This is a genomic window from Cellulomonas sp. SLBN-39 (assembly GCF_006715865.1).
Classification (GTDB): domain Bacteria; phylum Actinomycetota; class Actinomycetes; order Actinomycetales; family Cellulomonadaceae; genus Cellulomonas.
In genome coordinates this window covers 611,990-628,303 of sequence record NZ_VFOA01000001.1, presented here as the reverse complement: position 1 = coordinate 628,303, position 16,314 = coordinate 611,990, and the positions used below count along the sequence as shown (strand labels likewise).

Here is a 16,314-nt window from a genome sequence, read left to right as displayed (position 1 = left end):
TTTTCCACGGATGTCCCGGCCCAGGTCCGGCACGCCGGGCGGCGGGGTCGCGGGACCTAGGGCCCATGACGCGCCGATCGCTAGATCTAGTGTCACAAGCGTGTAATTCGCACTAGATGTAGTGCGTGGATGAGGAGGAATGTCCGGTGACCACGATCGACACGGGTCTGCCCGAGGGGCGCGCCGCCGCCGTCACGCCCACCGGCCTCGTGGTGCGCAAGCGCGACGGCCGGGCCCTGCCGTTCGACGCGGCCCGCATCCGGGCGGCCCTGGCCAAGGCGTTCGTCGAGGTGCACGGCGAGATCGGCCCGCTGGACCAGCTGTCGATCGCGGACCTCCTCGCGCGCGTGTGCGCCGAGCTCGCCGAGCGGTACACCGGCGAGGTGCGGATCTACGAGATCCAGAACGTCGTCGAGCACACCCTGCTCGAGGCCCACGAGTACGACGTCGCGAAGGCGTACATCGACTACCGCGTGCAGCGCGACCTCGCGCGCAGCCGGTCGCTGGACATCAACCACTCCGTCGGCCAGCTCGTGGCCAAGGAGCAGGCGGTCGTCAACGAGAACGCCAACAAGGACAGCGACGTCTTCAACACCCAGCGCGACCTCACCGCCGGTGCGGTCAGCAAGGCCATCGGCCTGCGGATGCTCCCGCCGCACGTGGCCAACGCGCACGCCAAGGGCGACCTGCACTACCACGACCTCGACTACCACCCCTACGCGCCGATGACGAACTGCTGCCTCATCGACTTCCGCACGATGCTGCGCGACGGGTTCCGCATCGGCAACGCCCAGGTCGACCCGCCCCGGTCCATCCAGACCGCGACCGCGCAGATCTCCCAGATCATCGCCAACGTGTCGTCCAGCCAGTACGGCGGGTGCTCGGTCAACCGCATCGACGAGCTCCTCGCGCCGTACGCGCGGCGCAACTTCGCCAAGCACCTCGACGAGGCGCAGCGGTGGGTCGACGACCCCGCGCGCCGGGAGGACTACGCCCGCGAGCGCACGCGCAAGGACATCGACGACGCGATGCAGAGCCTCGAGTACGAGATCAACACCCTGTTCACGTCCAACGGGCAGACGCCGTTCACGTCGGTCGGGTTCGGGCTCGGCACGGGCTGGTTCGAGCGGGAGATCCAGCGGGCGATCCTGCAGATCCGCATCCTGGGGCTCGGCAAGGAGCGGCGCACGGCGATCTTCCCGAAGCTGATCTTCACGCTGCGCCGCGGGGTCAACCTCGACCCCGGGGACCCGAACTACGACCTCAAGCAGCTGGCCGTGGAGTGCGCCACGAAGCGCATGTACCCCGACGTGCTCAGCTACGACAAGATCGTGGAGATCACGGGCTCGTTCAAGGTCCCCATGGGGTGCCGCTCGTTCCTGCAGGGCTGGACCGACGAGGACGGCGAGGACGTCGTCGAGGGCCGCATGAACCTCGGTGTGGTGACGCTCAACGTGCCGCGGATCGCCCTGGAGGCCCGTGGCGACGTGGACGCGTTCTGGGCGCTGCTCGCCGAGCGGCTCGTCACGGTGCGCGACGCGCTGCTGTACCGCGTCGAGCGGTGCAAGGAGGCCGTGCCGGCCAACGCCCCGATCCTCTACGTGCACGGCGCCTTCGGGCGGCGCCTGCAGCCCGGCGACGAGGTCGACGCCCTGTTCCGCGACGGCCGCGCGACCGTGTCGCTGGGGTACATCGGCCTGTACGAGGCGGCCGCGGCGTTCTACGGCGGTGCGTGGGAGCAGGACCCGCAGGCCAAGGAGTTCACGCTGCGCGTCCTGCGCACCCTCGCTGCGCACGCCCAGGCGTGGACCGACGAGCACGGGTACAAGTTCTCGGTCTACTCGACGCCCAGCGAGAGCCTGACCGACCGGTTCTGCCGGCTCGACCGCGCCAAGTTCGGCGCGGTGCCCGACATCACCGACAAGGACTACTACACGAACAGCTTCCACTACGACGTGCGCAAGAGCCCCACGCCGTTCGAGAAGCTCGACTTCGAGTCCGAGTACGCCCCGTACACGTCGGGCGGGTTCATCCACTACTGCGAGTACCCGGTGCTGCAGCAGAACCCCCGGGCGCTGGAGGCCGTGTGGGACTACGCCTACGACCGGGTCGGGTACCTCGGCACGAACACCCCCATCGACCGGTGCCTGGAGTGCGGGTTCTCCGGCGACTTCACGCCCACCGCCCGCGGGTTCGCGTGCCCGGGCTGCGGCAACGAGGACCCGCGCACGTGCGACGTCGTCAAGCGCACCTGCGGCTACCTGGGCAACCCCCAGCAGCGGCCCATGGTGCACGGGCGGCACGTGGAGATCTCCTCGCGCGTCAAGCACCTGGCCGGCAGCACGGGCAGCGTCCCGGCGGCGCCCGCGGACGCGTGACGGTGACCCGCACGCCCCGCCCCGGCCAGTGGCGGGCGGCCCGCCTGAGCCAGGGGCGCGTCGCCCGCTACCAGCCGTTCGTCATGGTCGACGGCGAGGGCGTGCGGTGCTCCCTGTACGTCAGCGGCTGCCCGTTCGCGTGCGACGGGTGCTTCAACGAGGCCGCGTGGAGCTTCCGCTACGGCGAGCCGTACGACGAGGCGCTCGCCGACCGGATCCTCGCCGACCTCGGGCACGAGGCCGTGCAGGGGCTGTCGCTGCTCGGTGGCGAGCCGTTCCTCGCCACCGGCGTGTGCCTCGACGTGGTGGGCCGGCTGCGGGCCGCGCACGGGCGCACCAAGGACGTGTGGTGCTGGTCCGGCTACACGTTCGAGGAGCTGCTGGCCGAGGTCGCCGCCGGGCAGGACGACAAGGCCGAGCTGCTCGCCGAGCTCGACGTGCTCGTCGACGGCCGGTTCGAGATCGCCGAGCGGGACCTGACCCTCGCGTTCCGGGGCAGCCGCAACCAGCGCGTCCTCGACGTGCCGCGCTCCCTGGCCGCCGGGCGGGCCGTGCCCTGGGGCGACGGCTGAGCGGTCGGCGGTGCGGCCCGCCGCCGGGGCTCCGCGGGAGCCGGTGGCTCAGGCGCGCGGCCGCCGGAGCGCGTCGCGCAGCCGCGGCACCACCGTGCCCTCGTCGCGCATCTGCGCCCGGGCCCGGCGGCGGCTGTGCAGCACCCCGGCGACACCCACCAGCCACGGCACGAGCAGCACCGCGAACGCCAGCCGGTACGCGTCGAGCGAGTACGTGACCGCGCCCGGCGGGGACACGGCCTGCAGCACCACGCCCACCGCGAGCACCCCCACGACCGACGACGTGAACCCGCCCATGTTGACGAACCCCGTGGCCGTGCCGAGCCGGTCCGCGGCCGTGAACGACCGGGCGAAGTCGATGCCGACCAGCGACACCGGACCGCCCGCACCGACCACGACCGCGAACACCGCGAGCTGCCACATCGGCCGCGGCGTCGACGGCGCGAGCAGCAGCACCCACGCCACGAGCGTCGCGACCGCCGAGGCCAGCACCGCCCACGAGCGGCGCAGCGGGTGCCGGGCCGTGAACCGCCCCACCACCGGCCCGGCGACCATCGCCGACAGCGTGAGGAGCGTGAGCAGCGCGCTGGCCTCCGCCGGCGAGCGGCCCTGCGCGGTGACGAAGAACGGCACGCCCCACAGCAGCGCCAGCACGTTCGCGCTGAACGGCGGCAGGAAGTGCGACCAGAACCCCAGCCGGGTCCCGGCCGGGCGGGCGGCTGCCCGCACGGCGTGCAGGAAGCGCTCGCGGGCCGCGTCGGCGACCACGGTCGTGCGCGTCGGCGGGGGAGCGGACAGCCACAGCCACGCGGCCACGGACGTGACGGCACCGACCACGGCCAGCGTGCCGAAGGTCGTGCCCCACCCGCGCGCGTGCAGCAGCCACGCGACGCCGATCGCGGAGACCAGCTGGCCGCTCTGCCCGATCAGACCGGTGACCTGCACCAGCACGGGTACGCGGCGCGGCGGGAACCACTGCGCGACCAGGCGGCACGCGCTGATGAAGATGCCCGCGTCGCCGGCGCCGATGAGCAGGCGCGCCACCAGCGCGAGCGGCACCGTGTCCGCGACCGCCAGCAGGCCCTGCCCGGCGGCCATCACGACAGAGCCGGCGGTGATGACGGCGCGCGCGCCGTACCGGTCGAGGAGCTGCCCGGCGGGGATCTGCAGCCCCGCGTACATCACCAGCTGGACGACGACGAACGACGACAGGGTGGTCGCCGCCAGGTCGAACCGGGCCGTCGCGTCGACCCCCGCGACCCCCAGGGCCGTGCGGTGCACGACCGCGACGAGGTAGGCCAGCACGGCCACCGTGTAGACCACCGGTGCCGCTCGACGACCCTGCACCGGCACGCCACGCACCCCGTCTCGATCGCGTCGTCCGTGCGTCTGCACGGGCTCCACCAGCCTAGGCCCGCGGCACGTTCGCCCATCCGGGCGAAAGTCCAGGTCGGTTGCCCTGGACGTTTGACCAGCGCCCGGCGATGGCGCACACTCGTACTCGACGGTGCGTATCGCCTGCCCCCTGCGCGGTACGCACCGTCACTCACGTCCTGGAGCGGGACGGGCCCCGGGCCCGTCCCGCTCCTGCGTTGTCGGACGGTCGGGTCGGTGCGTCCCCCGCTGCGTCGACGGCCGCCTGCCCGGGGCGATCTCACGCCCCGATCCGGCGTCCCCGGCGTGCCCGCCGCCGCATCGGCGCACCGTCGGTCTACCGTGCCAGCGTGACCGCCCCCGCACGCACTCCCGGCACGGGACCTGCTCCTGCCGGGACGCCCCCGACCACCGCTCCCGACGGCACCGACCCGGGCGCCGACGCCCCCGCGCCGTCCCCGCCCGGCGTGACCCTCGTCGAGACCCCCTCGCCCGCCGACGTGCTCGCCCGTGCCGTCGGCCGGTGGCGCGACGCCCTCGCCGAGGCCGCCGGCGCGTCCACGCTCAGCGACGTCGACCAGCTCGGCGACGCGGCCCTCGACCTGTCGTCCGCGCACCCGTCGGGCATGGCCCAGCTCTTCGCCGGGCGGCCCACGCGCCTGTCCAACCTCGTGCGCGAGGCCGGTGCCGCGTCCGCAGCGCGCCGCCGCGCCCGCACCGTCGCCGCCCGCGCCGCCCTGTACACCCAGCGGTACGGCATCGCCCCGACGTCGCTGGCCATCGGCGTCGCCACCTGGACCGACCGGTCGAGCGCCCAGCTCGCGTCCGACGACGTCGGCGCCCTGGCGTCCGTCACCAGCCACCGCGCGCAGGACCAGCCCTCCACGCAGCGCGGCGCCGCCGTGCGCACCGTCCGCGCCCCCGTGCTGCTGCGCCCCGTCACGCTGCGCCAGCGCGGCGCCGGCGAGGGCGACCTCGAGCTCGACCTCGAGCCGTCCCTCGAGGTCAACCCCGTCCTGGCCCGGGCGCTGCGCAGCCACGGCGCGCTCCTCGACCCCGGCGCCGTCGCCCGCGGCACCTTCACCGCCGCCGGGTTCGACCCGCGCGGCGCCCTGCAGCGCCTCGCGTCCCTCGGCGAGGCCGTGCTGGAGGACTTCACGCTCGTCGACCGCGTCGTCGTCGGCACCTTCGTGCACCCCGGGCAGGTGCTCGTCGACGACCTCGACCAGCTCGCCGGCACGCTCGAGCAGCACGAGGTCGTGCGCGCGCTCGCGGGCGTGGAGGAGGCGCACCGTGAGCTCGACGTGGCGCTGCCCGCGCCGCACGTCGGCGACCGGGACCCCGATGCGGAGCGCGGCGTGGGTGACCTCGACCCCGCGCAGCAGCACGTGCTCGACGTCGTGGCGACCGGCGCCCACGTGTTCGTCGACGCACCCACCGGCGCCGACGTCACCGGGACCCTCGCCGCGCTCGTCGCGGACGCGGCGGCGTCCGGCCGCACCGTCCTGTACGTGCCCGGGCACCGGCGCGCGGCCACGTCCCTCGTCGAGCGGATGACCGGCCTAGGCCTCGGCGACCTCGTGCTCGACGTCGAGCCGCACGCCGGCTGGCGCACCGCCGCCGGCCGCCGGCTGCTGTCCGCGATGACCCTGGAGGCGCCCGTCCCCGACGCCGCCCGGACCGCCGCGGTGCGCGGGCGCCTCGTCGAGCACCGGGAGCGGCTGCGCGGGTACGTCGACGCGCTGCACACCGTGCGCGACCCGTGGGGCGTCTCGGCGTACGACGCGCTGCAGGAGCTCGCCCGGCTGACGTCCGCCCGCCCGGCGCCGCGCACGACCGTGCGCCTGGACGCCGCGACGGTGCGTGCGCTGGACGGCGCGGCCCGGGCCCGTCTCGGCGCGGACCTGGTGCGCGCCGGCGAGCTGGGGGCGTTCACGCTGCGCCCGCAGGACACCCCGTGGTTCGGCGCCGCGGTGCGGACCTCGGCCGACGCGCAGGTCGTGCGCCGCCGCCTCGACCGGCTGCTCGACGTCACGCTGCCCGTGCTCACGGACCGGGTCGCGCAGGTCGCGTCCGAGACGGGTCTGACCCGGGCCGTGTCGCCCGCCGCGTGGGCCGAGCAGCTGCGCATGCTCGACGGGGTGCGCAGCTCGCTCGACGTGTTCCTGCCCCTGGTGTTCGAGCGCACGGCCGCCGACCTCGTCGCCGCGACCGCGACGCCGCAGTGGCGCGAGGAGCAGGGCGTCACCATGGGCTTCTGGGTGCGCCGACGGCTGCGCCGGCAGGCCAAGGACATGGTGCGCCCCGGACGCCCGGTCGCCGACCTGCACGCGGCCCTGCTCGAGGTGCAGGCGCGCCGCGAGGTGTGGCAGGCGCACTGCCCCGCGGGCGGGTGGCCGCGGCTGCCCGACGGCCTGGAGCTCATCGAGGAGGAGCACGCCGCGGTGCGGGCCGACCTCGAGGCGCTCGACGAGGTGCTCGCGGGCACCCCCGGCGGTGCGGGGCTGCTGACGACGCCCTTCGACGCGCTGCGCACCCGGCTGGAGCGGCTGCGCGACACCGCTGACGCGCTGCGCACCCTGCCCGAGCGCACCCAGCTCGTGCAGGGTGCGCGCGACGCGGGCCTCGGCGCCCTGGTCGACGAGCTGACCGAGCGCCGCGCCGACCCCGCCGGCGCCCCCGCCGAGCTGGACCTGGCCTGGTGGAGCACCGTGTTCGAGCAGGTGCTGGCGGCCGACCCCGCGCTCGCCGGGTACGACGGGGCCGCCCTGGGCGCGCTGTCGGCGGCGTACGCGGAGCTGGACCGCGCCCACGTGGCGAGCCTGCCCGGCCCCGTGCGGGCCGCGGTGCACGCGCACGCCGCGACGGCCGTCGCCGCGCACCGGGCGCAGGCCGAGCAGCTGTTCGCCGAGCTCGTCGACGACCGGCTGACGTCGGTGCGGGACACGATGGCGCGCTACCCCGAGGTCGCGCCGCGGCTGCGACCGGTGCTCGTCGCCGGGCCGATGCTGGTGCCGCAGGTGCTGCCCGCGGCGCGGACCGTCGACCTCGTGGTCGTCGACGCCGCCGCGCACCTGCCCCTCGAGGCGGCGCTCGCGGCGGTGGCGCGCGGCCGCCAGGTCGTCGTGGTGGGGGACGCCCGCTGCGCGTCCGGCACCGCGGTGCGCGACCTCGCCGACGCGCTGCCCGTGGTGGCGCTGCACGCCGACTCCTCGCGCCGCGACCCGTACCTGACGTCGTTCCTCGCGGCGCACGGCTACCACGGCGTGCTGGTGCCGACGCCGTTGCCCGGCTCGGCGCCGCTGGTGCGCCTCGACCTCGTCGACGGCACGGGCATGCCCGACCCCGCGTCGGGCATGGTCGACTCGACGCGCGCCGAGGTCGAACGCGTCCTCGAGCTGGTCGTCGACCACGTGCTCATGCACCCCGACGAGTCCCTCGCGGTGGTCACCCTCACGCCCCGGCACGCGGACGCGGTCCGCGAGGTCGTCCTCGGCGAGGTGCGGGACAACCCGGCGCTGTCGGCGTTCTTCGACGCGGCCCGTCCCGAGCACTTCGTCGTCGTCGACGTCGGCAACGTGGCGGGGCTGCGCCGCGAGGCCGTGATCCTCTCGCTCGGCCTCGGACGCACGCCGCACCGCCGGGTGCTGCACTCCTTCGGCGCCGTGAGCCGCCCGGGCGGCGACGCGCTGCTGCTGGACGCGCTCGGTGCGACCCGCCACCGCCTCACGGTCGTCTCCTGCTTCGCCGGCGAGGACCTGGACCCGGAGCGGCTGCGCGGCCCCGGCCCGCAGGTGCTGGCCGACCTGCTGCTGTTCGCCGCGGACCGCGGCGCCCAGCGCGGACCCACGGGCACCTCGCACCGGCCCGAGCCGGGCTCCGACCCCGACCGGCTGGTGCTCGACCTGGCGGAGCGGCTGTGGCAGCACGGGCTGCTCGTCGACGTCGACCACGGCGTCCCCGGCGGGGCCCGGATCCCGCTGGTGGTGGGCCACCCGGACCTGCCCGACGAGATGCTCGTGGCGGTCCTCACCGACGACGACACGTACGTCGGGGAGCCCAGCGTGCGGGTGCGCGACCGCCTCGCCGCCGACCGGCTCGAACGGCTGGGATGGTCGGTCGTGCGGGTGTGGTCGGCGGCGGCCTTCCTCGACCCGCAGGCCGAGGTCGACCGGATCCGGCGCGCGCTGCACGCACGGCTGGCCCAGCGCGCGCCGCACGTGGCCGTGCCGCCGAGCGTGCCGGTGCCGCTGGTCGTCGAGGCGCCGGCGGCCGACCTGACGCCCGTGACGGCGCCCGGCGTGCCGTCGTGGGCGACGTCCGCCCCGGCCACGGGGCAGGTGCCCGTGGTGCGGGAGCCGACGGGCGCGACGCCCGTGGTGCGGAACCCCACGGGTGTGACGCCGGTGGTGCGCGCGGCGACGGGTGCGACCCCGGTGGTCCGCCCGGCGACGGGGGCGACGCCCGCGGTCCGGCCTGCCACGGGGGCGACGCCTGCCGTCGGGCCGGGGACCGCTGCGACGCCCGTGTGGCCGGCGACCGGTGCCACCCCCGCGGTGGCGCCGTCGACGGGTGCGACGCGGGCGGTCCGCCCGGCCACGGGCGCGACGCCGGCTGCCCCCGAGCCGGCACCGGTGACCGGGGAGCAGCTGGCCCTGCCCGTGCGGCCGGGTCCGCGTCCCGACGTGCGGCCGGGCCTGCCGATCGGCGCCTACAGCGACGACCAGCTCGACGACCTGGTGCGGTGGCTGCGGTCTGACGGGCTGGAGCGCACGCGCGAGCAGCTCGCGGACGCGCTGCGCGCCGAGCTGGCGCTCACGCGGCGGGGTCACCGTGTCGACGGTGTGGTGCGCGACGCGGTGAGCCGCGCCTTCTCCTGAGGACCCGGGCCCCGGCGGGGACCGGCGCCGCCGGGGCCCGGGGGCAGCAGGCCCTCGCGGGCTGGCACGATCGTGCCGTGAGCGACCCCCGACCACGCCGTGCCTCCCGGCGCGCCTCGCGTCCCGCCGGCACGGTGGGCGGCGACGAGTCCGTGCTGCGTTCCCGCGCACCGGCACCGGCACCGGCACCGGCACCGGCACCGGCACCGGCACAGACCGGTCCGTCGCCGGTCCGGACCCCGGCCGAGGCGGCTCCGGTGCGCGGTGTCCCGGCGTCCGGACCCGTCGTGGAGGACCTGCTGCGCGCCGTGCGCTCGGCCGACGACGCAGACGTCGGCTGGGGCGAGCGCCCCGGCGACGACGACGAGCACCTGCGCCGCGAGGTCCCGCCGCACTGGTGAGCCGTTCCGCCGGCCGGTGCGAGCTTCCGGGCGGCCCGGCCGTGACGACCAGGCGGCGGGACCTCGTGCGGTGTCAGGCGGTGGGGGTGCCCGGCGGGATGCTCGGCGGGCCGTCGCCCGGTGCCCGGCCCGGTGCGGGCGGTGCCGGGGACGCGCCCGGTGCGTCGTTGGCGACCGCCGGCGTGATGCGCTGCGCGAGCAGGTCGCGGATCTCCTGCAGCAGCAGGATGTCCTCGGCCGGCGCCTTCGGCTCGGCCTCCTGACCCTTCTTGCGGCGGGCAGCCAGCGCGTTGAGCGGCAGCACGATGAGGAAGTAGATCGCCGCGGCCGTGATGAGGAACTGGATCAGCGCGTTGAGGATGACGCCCACCTGGATGGGGTCGATCGGCGGCTCGCCCGGTCCGGGGTCCCGCCACGTGTAGGGGCCGATGTTCCAGACGTTCTCCAGGTTCGGCTGACCGAAGATCCACCCGATGAGCGGGCTGATGAACCCGGTCTGCAGCGCACCGACCACAGCGGTGAACGCCGCGCCGATGACGACACCGACGGCGAGCTCGATCGCGTTGCCGCGGGAGATGAAGTCCTTGAACCCCTGCAGGACCTTGGCGGCCCCCTTGACGTGCTCGGTCTCGCCCAGCGCCTTCAGCCTGTCGCTGGCACCGCGCAGCCCCTGCTGCCTGCTGTCGCTCACGTGGCCTCCTTCTTCGTGCCCTGTCGTGCCCTGTCGCGCTCGTCCCGTGCGGGGCGATCATGGCACGACGACCGCGCTGATCCGGGACGAAGCGGACGCCTCGGCGAGGGCCAGCGCCTCGGCCGGCTGCACGGCGACGAGCAGCGGAGGCGGGTCCTCGGAGCCGTCGACGGAGCCGAGGACCCCCGTCGCGGCGTCGCCCCGGGCCGGGGCGGGCAGCACGAGCGCGCGGGTCGCGAGGGTCGTGCCCGGGCCACCCTCGGGGCGGGCGCCGAGGAGGTCGACGCGGCTGCCGGGCCCGACGAGGTCGGCCACGGCGGCGTCGGCGAGCCGCACGGCGGTGACGACGGTGCCCGGCGGGCCGGCCGCCTCCCCGGTCGCGAGCAGCGACGGGACGAGCGGCAGCCCCGCGGGGAGGTCCACCGCCGCCGTGGCGCCGACCGCGGCCTCGGTGCCGGCGAGCGCCCCGGCGGGCACCGCGCCGGGCGCCACGCGCTCGACCCGCACGTCGTCGCTGCCGATCGTCGACCCCGCGGCCACGTCGCGGGCGGCGACCACGGCGGCGACGGTCACGGGCGGCGGGGGCTGCAGCGCGTGCACGACCGCGCCGGCCGCCAGGGCCAGGCACGTGGCGGCGAGCAGGTGCCGCAGCCGCCACGCCCAGGCGCGCGCGGCGAGCCGCACGGGCCGCCGGGCGGGCGGCAGGGGCGGTGGGGTGCGGCGTGGCGTCGGGGGCACGGCCGGCACGCTAGGCGCCGGTCGGGCCCGCCCGCCCCGGCGGGGGTCACCCCGGTCGGGGTGCAGCCGTCCGCGGCAGGGCTGGGGACGGCTCGCTCAGGCGCCGGCGGGTGCGGGCGTCGTCGCCTTCGTGGCCGTGGCGGCGCCCGACGTGCTCGACGACGTGCTCGTGCTCGTGCCGCTGTCCGAGGACGTCGTGGTCGACGTGCTGCCGCCCGACGTGCTGCTGCCGGAGCTGCGCGAGGTCGTCTTGCCGCCCGAGCGCGCGTCGTTGCGGTAGAAGCCCGAGCCCTTGAAGACGACGCCGACGGCCGAGAAGACCTTGCGCAGCCGGCCCTCGCACGCGGGGCAGACGGTGAGCGCGTCGTCGGTGAACGACTGCTGGACCTCGAAGGCGTGCTCGCACGCCGTGCAGCGGTAGGCGTAGGTGGGCACTGGTCGACTCCTGGGTGCTTCGGGGGTGCTCCGGCTGGCGCGCGGGGTCCGGCTGCGCCGGGCGCGACCCGCGGGTGCGCCCGTGCGTGAGCTGGCACTCCCACGGTCCGAGTGCCAACTGTAACGCCCCGCGTCAAGGACGCCCGGGGGTCGTCCGCCGCCGCACCTCCACCAGCACGGACGCACCGCGACCGCGCGAGGCGGGGCCGCCGCGGGGACTACCCTGCGAGGCGTGCCCCGTCGCCCCCGCCTGCGCACCGCGCTCGTCGTCGTCGCGTCCCTCGTCCTCCTCGCGCTCGTCGCGGTCACCCTGCTCGGCGCCTTCGTGCTGCGCCGGCCCCTGCCGCAGGTCTCCGGCGAGATCGTGGTCGAGGGCCTGAGCGCCCCCGTCGAGGTCACGCGCGACGCGCAGGGCGTGCCGACCGTCGCCGCCGCCACCGCCGAGGACCTGTTCATGGCGCAGGGCTACGTCGCCGCGCAGGACCGGTTCTTCGAGATGGACTACCGCCGGCACGTGACGTCCGGGCGGCTGGCCGAGCTCGTCGGCGACGAGCCGGACGCGATCGCCGCGGACAAGGTGGTCCGCACGCTCGGCTGGCGCCGCGTCGCCGAGCAGGAGTGGGACCTGGTCGGCGAGGACACCCGCCGGTACCTGCAGGCGTACGCGGACGGCGTCAACGCCTACCTCGCGGGCCGCGAGGTAGGCGAGATCGCCGTCGAGTACACCGTCCTCGGCCTGCAGGTGCCCCAGGAGGCGCCGGAGCCCTGGGACCCCGTCGACTCCCTCGCCTGGCTCAAGGCGATGGCCTGGGACCTGCGCAGCAACTACGACGCCGAGCTCGACCGCGCCCTCACCTACCCCGTGGTGGAGGACGTGGGCCGCGTCGAGGAGCTCTTCCCCGCGTACCCGCAGGACCGGCACGCGACGATCCTCGACGCCGCCGACGTGGCGCCCGCCCCGGTCGCGCCGGCCGCGGACGTCGTCCTCGACGTCGACGACGCCGCCCTGCAGGACGCGCTCGCGTCGGCCGACCGGGCGCTCGCCGCGGTGCCGGTGCTCCTCGGCGAGGGGGACGGCACCGGGTCCAACTCCTGGGTGGTCGCGGGCGAGCACACCGCGTCGGGCAGCCCGCTGCTGGCCAACGACCCGCACCTGGGCATCTCGGCGCCGGGGATCTGGAGCCAGGTCGGCCTGCGGTGCACCGAGGTCACCGACGCCTGCCCGTTCGACGTGACCGGGTTCTCCATGGCCGGCCTGCCGGGCGTCGTGATCGGCCACAACGCCGAGCTCGCGTGGGGCCTGACCAACATGGGTGCCGACGTCACCGACTTCTTCCTCGAGCGCGTCGAGGGCGACCAGGTCCGCGTCGACGGCGTGACGGAGCCGCTCACGGTCCGCACCGAGACCATCGAGGTGGCGGGCGGCGACCCCGTCGAGCTGACGGTCCGCAGCACGCGGCACGGCCCGATCGTGTCCGAGGTCCTCACGGACGTCGCCGACGCCGGTCAGGCGCCCGTGCCCGACGGCGCCCCCGGCAGCCGGTTCGAGGTCGCGCTGTCGTGGACCGCCCTGGAGCCCGGCACCACGGGCGACGCCATCTTCGCGATGATGACGGCCGGCGACGCCACCGAGATCGCGGCCGCCGCGGCGCTGTTCGACGTCCCGGCGCAGAACATCGTGTTCGCCACGGTCGACGGGCACATCGGCTACCAGGCGCCCGGGCGGGTGCCGGTGCGTGCCGACGTGCCGGGCTCGCCGGTGCCGAGCGACGGCACGTGGCCGCGGCCGGGCTGGGACTCGCGCTACGACTGGCAGGGGTACGTCGAGGACGCGGCGATGCCCCGCGCGCTCGACCCAGCCGAGGGTTTCGTGGTCGCCGCCAACCAGCAGGTCACCCCCGGGGGCACCGGCCCCCGCCTCGGCGACGGCACCGACTACGGCTACCGCTCGCAGCGCATCCGCGACCTGCTGACCGAGCAGATCGCCGCCGGCGAGCCCGTCGACGTCGCCACGACCCAGGCCCTGCAGGTCGACCAGCAGGACCCGTACGCCCGGGTGCTGGTGCCCGTGCTGCTCGAGGTCGAGCTCGACGACGCCTTCGACGCGGGCGGCCAGGAGCTGCTGCGCGACTGGGACCAGGTCGCCTCGGCCGACTCCCCGGCCGCGGCGTACGTCGCCGCGGTGTGGGCGGAGCTGCTCGAGCAGACGTTCGCCGACGACCTCCCGGACGGGCACGAGCCCACGGGCGGCTCACGCTGGCTGGAGGTCGTCACCCGCCTGCTCGACCAGCCCACGTCGCCCTGGTGGGACGACCGCTCGACGCCCGGCGTCGTCGAGGGCCGCGACGAGATCCTCAGCCGCGCGATGGCCGAGGCCCGCCTCGAGCTGACCGCGCAGATCGGCTCGCGCCCCGCCGACTGGCGCTGGGGGCTGCTGCACCAGGCCGCGCCCGCGCACCCCGTGCTCGGCGGCGAGCAGGTGCCGGCCGCGGTCCGCTGGTTCGCCAACCCCCGGCCGCAGCAGGTCGGCGGCGGGTCCTCGATCGTCGACGCCACCGCGTGGGACGCGTCCTCGGGCTCGTACACCGTGACCGCGGCGCCGTCCATGCGCATGGTCGTCGACCTGGGGGACCTCGACGCCTCCACGTGGGTGGCCCTGACCGGCACGTCCGGGCACCCGGGCAGCCAGCACTACGACGACCAGCTGCCCCGGTGGGCGCGCGGCGAGCAGCTCGCGTGGCCGTTCACCGCGGCGGCCGTCGACGCGGCGGCCGAGGACCGGCTCACCCTGACGCCCTGACGTCGCACGACGGGTGGGCCCGTCCCGCGGGCCGGGCCCACCCGTCGTGCTCAGGAGGCGTCGGCGACCGCGTGCCAGCCCTCGGGCGTCGCGACGTGCGTGACGGGCCGGTCGTGCGCGGAGCGCGGCAGCAGGCCGTCGAGGACCTCGTCGGCGTAGAGCAGCGCCACCAGGGGCGCGTCGGGCCGCGCGTGCTCGAGCACCCGGTCGTACCAGCCGCCGCCCTGCCCGAGGCGCACGCCCGAGCGGTCCACCGACAGCGCCGGGACGAGGACCACGTCCGCCTGCGCGAGCGCCGCCGCACCCAGCGCGTCGCCACCGGGCTCCGGCGGCCGGCCCGGCGCCCGCTCGCGCAGGTCGTCCGGGCCCGTGTACACGGCCCAGTCCCGCTGCAGGCCGCTGCCCAGCACGGGGAGCAGCAGCCGCACGCCCCGGGCGGCCAGCGCGTCGAGCAGCGGACCGGTGCCCGGCTCGGTGGGGCGCGAGGCGTACACGCTCGCGCAGCCGGCGGCCTGGACCTGGGGGATGGTCAGCACCACGGCGGCGAGGCGGTGCGCGAGCTCGTCGCGGCACCGGGGCGAGACGTGCCCGCGGCGGGCGCGGACCTCGCGGCGCAAGGCGTCCTTGGCCTCCGCCACCTGCTCGTCGTCAGGGGTGTGCCACGAGAGGTGGGCGCCGTCGCTCATGCCCCCAGTCTGACGCACCCGTCGGGCCCGGGTCTCGGCCGTCGGTCCTGCACCGCGCGCCGTTCACCTGGTCGCACGCCCCCGTGCAGGCAGAATGCGCCCATGAGATCGGTGCAGGACCACCTGGCCGCGGTGCTGGCGGCCGTCGGTCCCGTCGCCCCGCTGGACGTCGTGCTGCACGACGCGACGGGGTGCGTGCTGGCTGCCGACGTCGTCGCCCCGCGTGACGTGCCGGACGTGGCGGTGGCTGCCCGAGACGGCTACGCGGTCCTCGCGCACGACACGTCCGGCGGCGGCAGCGCCGGGCCGCCCGCCCTGCCCGTGGCGCACGACGTGCACGCCGGCGACGCCCCCGGTCTGCGGCACGTGCCGGGCACCGCGGTGCTCGTGGCGTCGGGTGCCCCCCTGCCGCTCGGGGCCGACGCGGTCGTGCCGGTGGAGGAGACGGACCGCGGGGCGGCCCGGGTCCACCTGCAGCGGTCGGCGGTGCCGGGGCAGCACGTGCGCGGTGCGGGTGCGGACGTGCGCGCGGGGGAGGTCGTGCTCACGGCGGGCACGCGCCTGGGCGCCCGGCAGGTCGCGCTCGCCGCCGCGATGGGCCGCGGGCGGCTGCCGGTGCACCCGACCCCGCGCGTGGTGATCCTGTCCGTCGGCGACGAGCTCGTCGAGCCCACGTCCGGGGGCCGCCCCGGTGCGGTGTTCGAGGCCGACGGTCACGCCCTGGAGTCGGCGGTGCGCGACGCGGGCGCCGTGCCGGTGCGCGTCGGGATCGTGCCCGACGACCGCGCCACGCTGCGCGAGGCCGTCGAGGACCAGCTCGTCCGCGCGGACCTGCTCGTGCTGACCGGGGGGCTGTCGGAGCTGGCGCAGGACACCGTCAAGGACGTGCTGGGCCCGCTCGGTGCGGTCCGCCTGGACCAGGTCGCGATGACCCCGGGCCTGCGGCACGGGTTCGGCACCCTGGGTGCGGTGGGTCGTGACGACGAGCGGCGGGTGCCGGTGCTCGCCCTGCCCGGCCACCCGGTGGCGGCGCAGGTCGCGTTCGAGGTGTTCGTGCGTCCTGCCCTGCGGTCGATGGCCGGTCACGTCGAGCTGTTCCGCCCGTCCGTGACGGCCGTCGCGGACGCCGGCTGGATCTCGCCGCCGGGGCTGCGGCAGTTCGTCCCGGTGCAGGTCGTTGGCTCGCCCGACGAGGGATACCGTCTGACCCCCCTGGGTGATGCGGGTGCGCCGTCGACGACGGCGCTGGCGCACGCCAACGCCCTGGCGGTGGTCGGCGAGCAGGAGCTGACGGTGCACCCGGGGCAGCCGGTGCCGTGCCTCGTGCTCGAGGGCTGACGTGGTCGCGGGGACGGGACG

10 protein-coding genes are annotated in these 16,314 nt (G+C 76.3%); 5 read left to right on the top strand and 5 right to left on the bottom strand.

Going from position 1 to position 16,314, the window contains the following annotated elements; all coding sequences use genetic code 11:
• Positions 1 to 146 precede the first annotated feature (146 nt).
• Both nrdD and nrdG read left to right on the top strand, forming a co-directional pair.
• Positions 147 to 2,378 carry an anaerobic ribonucleoside-triphosphate reductase gene (nrdD, locus tag FBY24_RS02710; RefSeq protein WP_142157844.1) on the top strand — a complete coding sequence of 744 codons (2,232 nt, stop codon included), beginning with the start codon at positions 147 to 149 and terminating at the stop codon, positions 2,376 to 2,378.
• Positions 2,379 to 2,380: 2 nt separating this feature from the next.
• Positions 2,381 to 2,950, top strand: coding sequence for an anaerobic ribonucleoside-triphosphate reductase activating protein (gene nrdG / locus FBY24_RS02705; protein ID WP_142157842.1), 570 nt, complete (start codon positions 2,381 to 2,383; stop codon positions 2,948 to 2,950).
• 48 nt (positions 2,951 to 2,998) lie between these two features.
• Here the strand turns inward: nrdG and FBY24_RS02700 are convergent, their stop codons facing one another.
• Entirely contained in the window at positions 2,999 to 4,303 is a 1,305-nt protein-coding gene (locus FBY24_RS02700) for a nitrate/nitrite transporter (protein ID WP_255432181.1), read from the bottom strand.
• A gap of 371 nt (positions 4,304 to 4,674) precedes the next feature.
• Here FBY24_RS02700 and FBY24_RS02695 point away from each other — a divergent pair, with 371 nt between their 5' ends.
• Positions 4,675 to 9,204, top strand: coding sequence for a hypothetical protein (locus tag FBY24_RS02695; RefSeq protein WP_142157839.1), 4,530 nt, complete (start codon positions 4,675 to 4,677; stop codon positions 9,202 to 9,204).
• Positions 9,205 to 9,678: 474 nt separating this feature from the next.
• On the opposite strand, the gene mscL is transcribed toward FBY24_RS02695, so the two are convergent.
• The 3 genes from mscL to FBY24_RS02675 form a co-directional block, all read right to left on the bottom strand.
• The gene (gene mscL, locus FBY24_RS02685; RefSeq protein ID WP_142157831.1) at positions 9,679 to 10,296 is read right to left on the bottom strand and encodes a large conductance mechanosensitive channel protein MscL; all 618 of its coding nucleotides are present in this window, start codon (positions 10,294 to 10,296) and stop codon (positions 9,679 to 9,681) included.
• Positions 10,297 to 10,353: 57 nt separating this feature from the next.
• On the bottom strand, positions 10,354 to 11,034 hold the full coding sequence (locus FBY24_RS02680; protein WP_255432180.1) for an SAF domain-containing protein: 681 nt from the start codon (positions 11,032 to 11,034) through the stop codon (positions 10,354 to 10,356).
• Positions 11,035 to 11,130: 96 nt separating this feature from the next.
• Entirely contained in the window at positions 11,131 to 11,469 is a 339-nt protein-coding gene (locus FBY24_RS02675; protein ID WP_142157829.1) for an FmdB family zinc ribbon protein, read from the bottom strand.
• A 232-nt stretch (positions 11,470 to 11,701) separates the two neighbouring features.
• Here FBY24_RS02675 and FBY24_RS02670 point away from each other — a divergent pair, with 232 nt between their 5' ends.
• Complete coding sequence (locus FBY24_RS02670; protein ID WP_142157827.1) at positions 11,702 to 14,269, top strand: penicillin acylase family protein; 2,568 nt, start codon at positions 11,702 to 11,704, stop codon at positions 14,267 to 14,269.
• Between the two features lie 50 nt (positions 14,270 to 14,319).
• On the opposite strand, the gene FBY24_RS02665 is transcribed toward FBY24_RS02670, so the two are convergent.
• The gene (locus tag FBY24_RS02665; RefSeq protein WP_142157825.1) at positions 14,320 to 14,955 is read right to left on the bottom strand and encodes a 5-formyltetrahydrofolate cyclo-ligase; all 636 of its coding nucleotides are present in this window, start codon (positions 14,953 to 14,955) and stop codon (positions 14,320 to 14,322) included.
• Positions 14,956 to 15,057: 102 nt separating this feature from the next.
• Here FBY24_RS02665 and glp point away from each other — a divergent pair, with 102 nt between their 5' ends.
• The gene (gene glp, locus FBY24_RS02660) at positions 15,058 to 16,293 is read left to right on the top strand and encodes a gephyrin-like molybdotransferase Glp (protein ID WP_142157823.1); all 1,236 of its coding nucleotides are present in this window, start codon (positions 15,058 to 15,060) and stop codon (positions 16,291 to 16,293) included.
• Positions 16,294 to 16,314 lie beyond the last annotated feature (21 nt).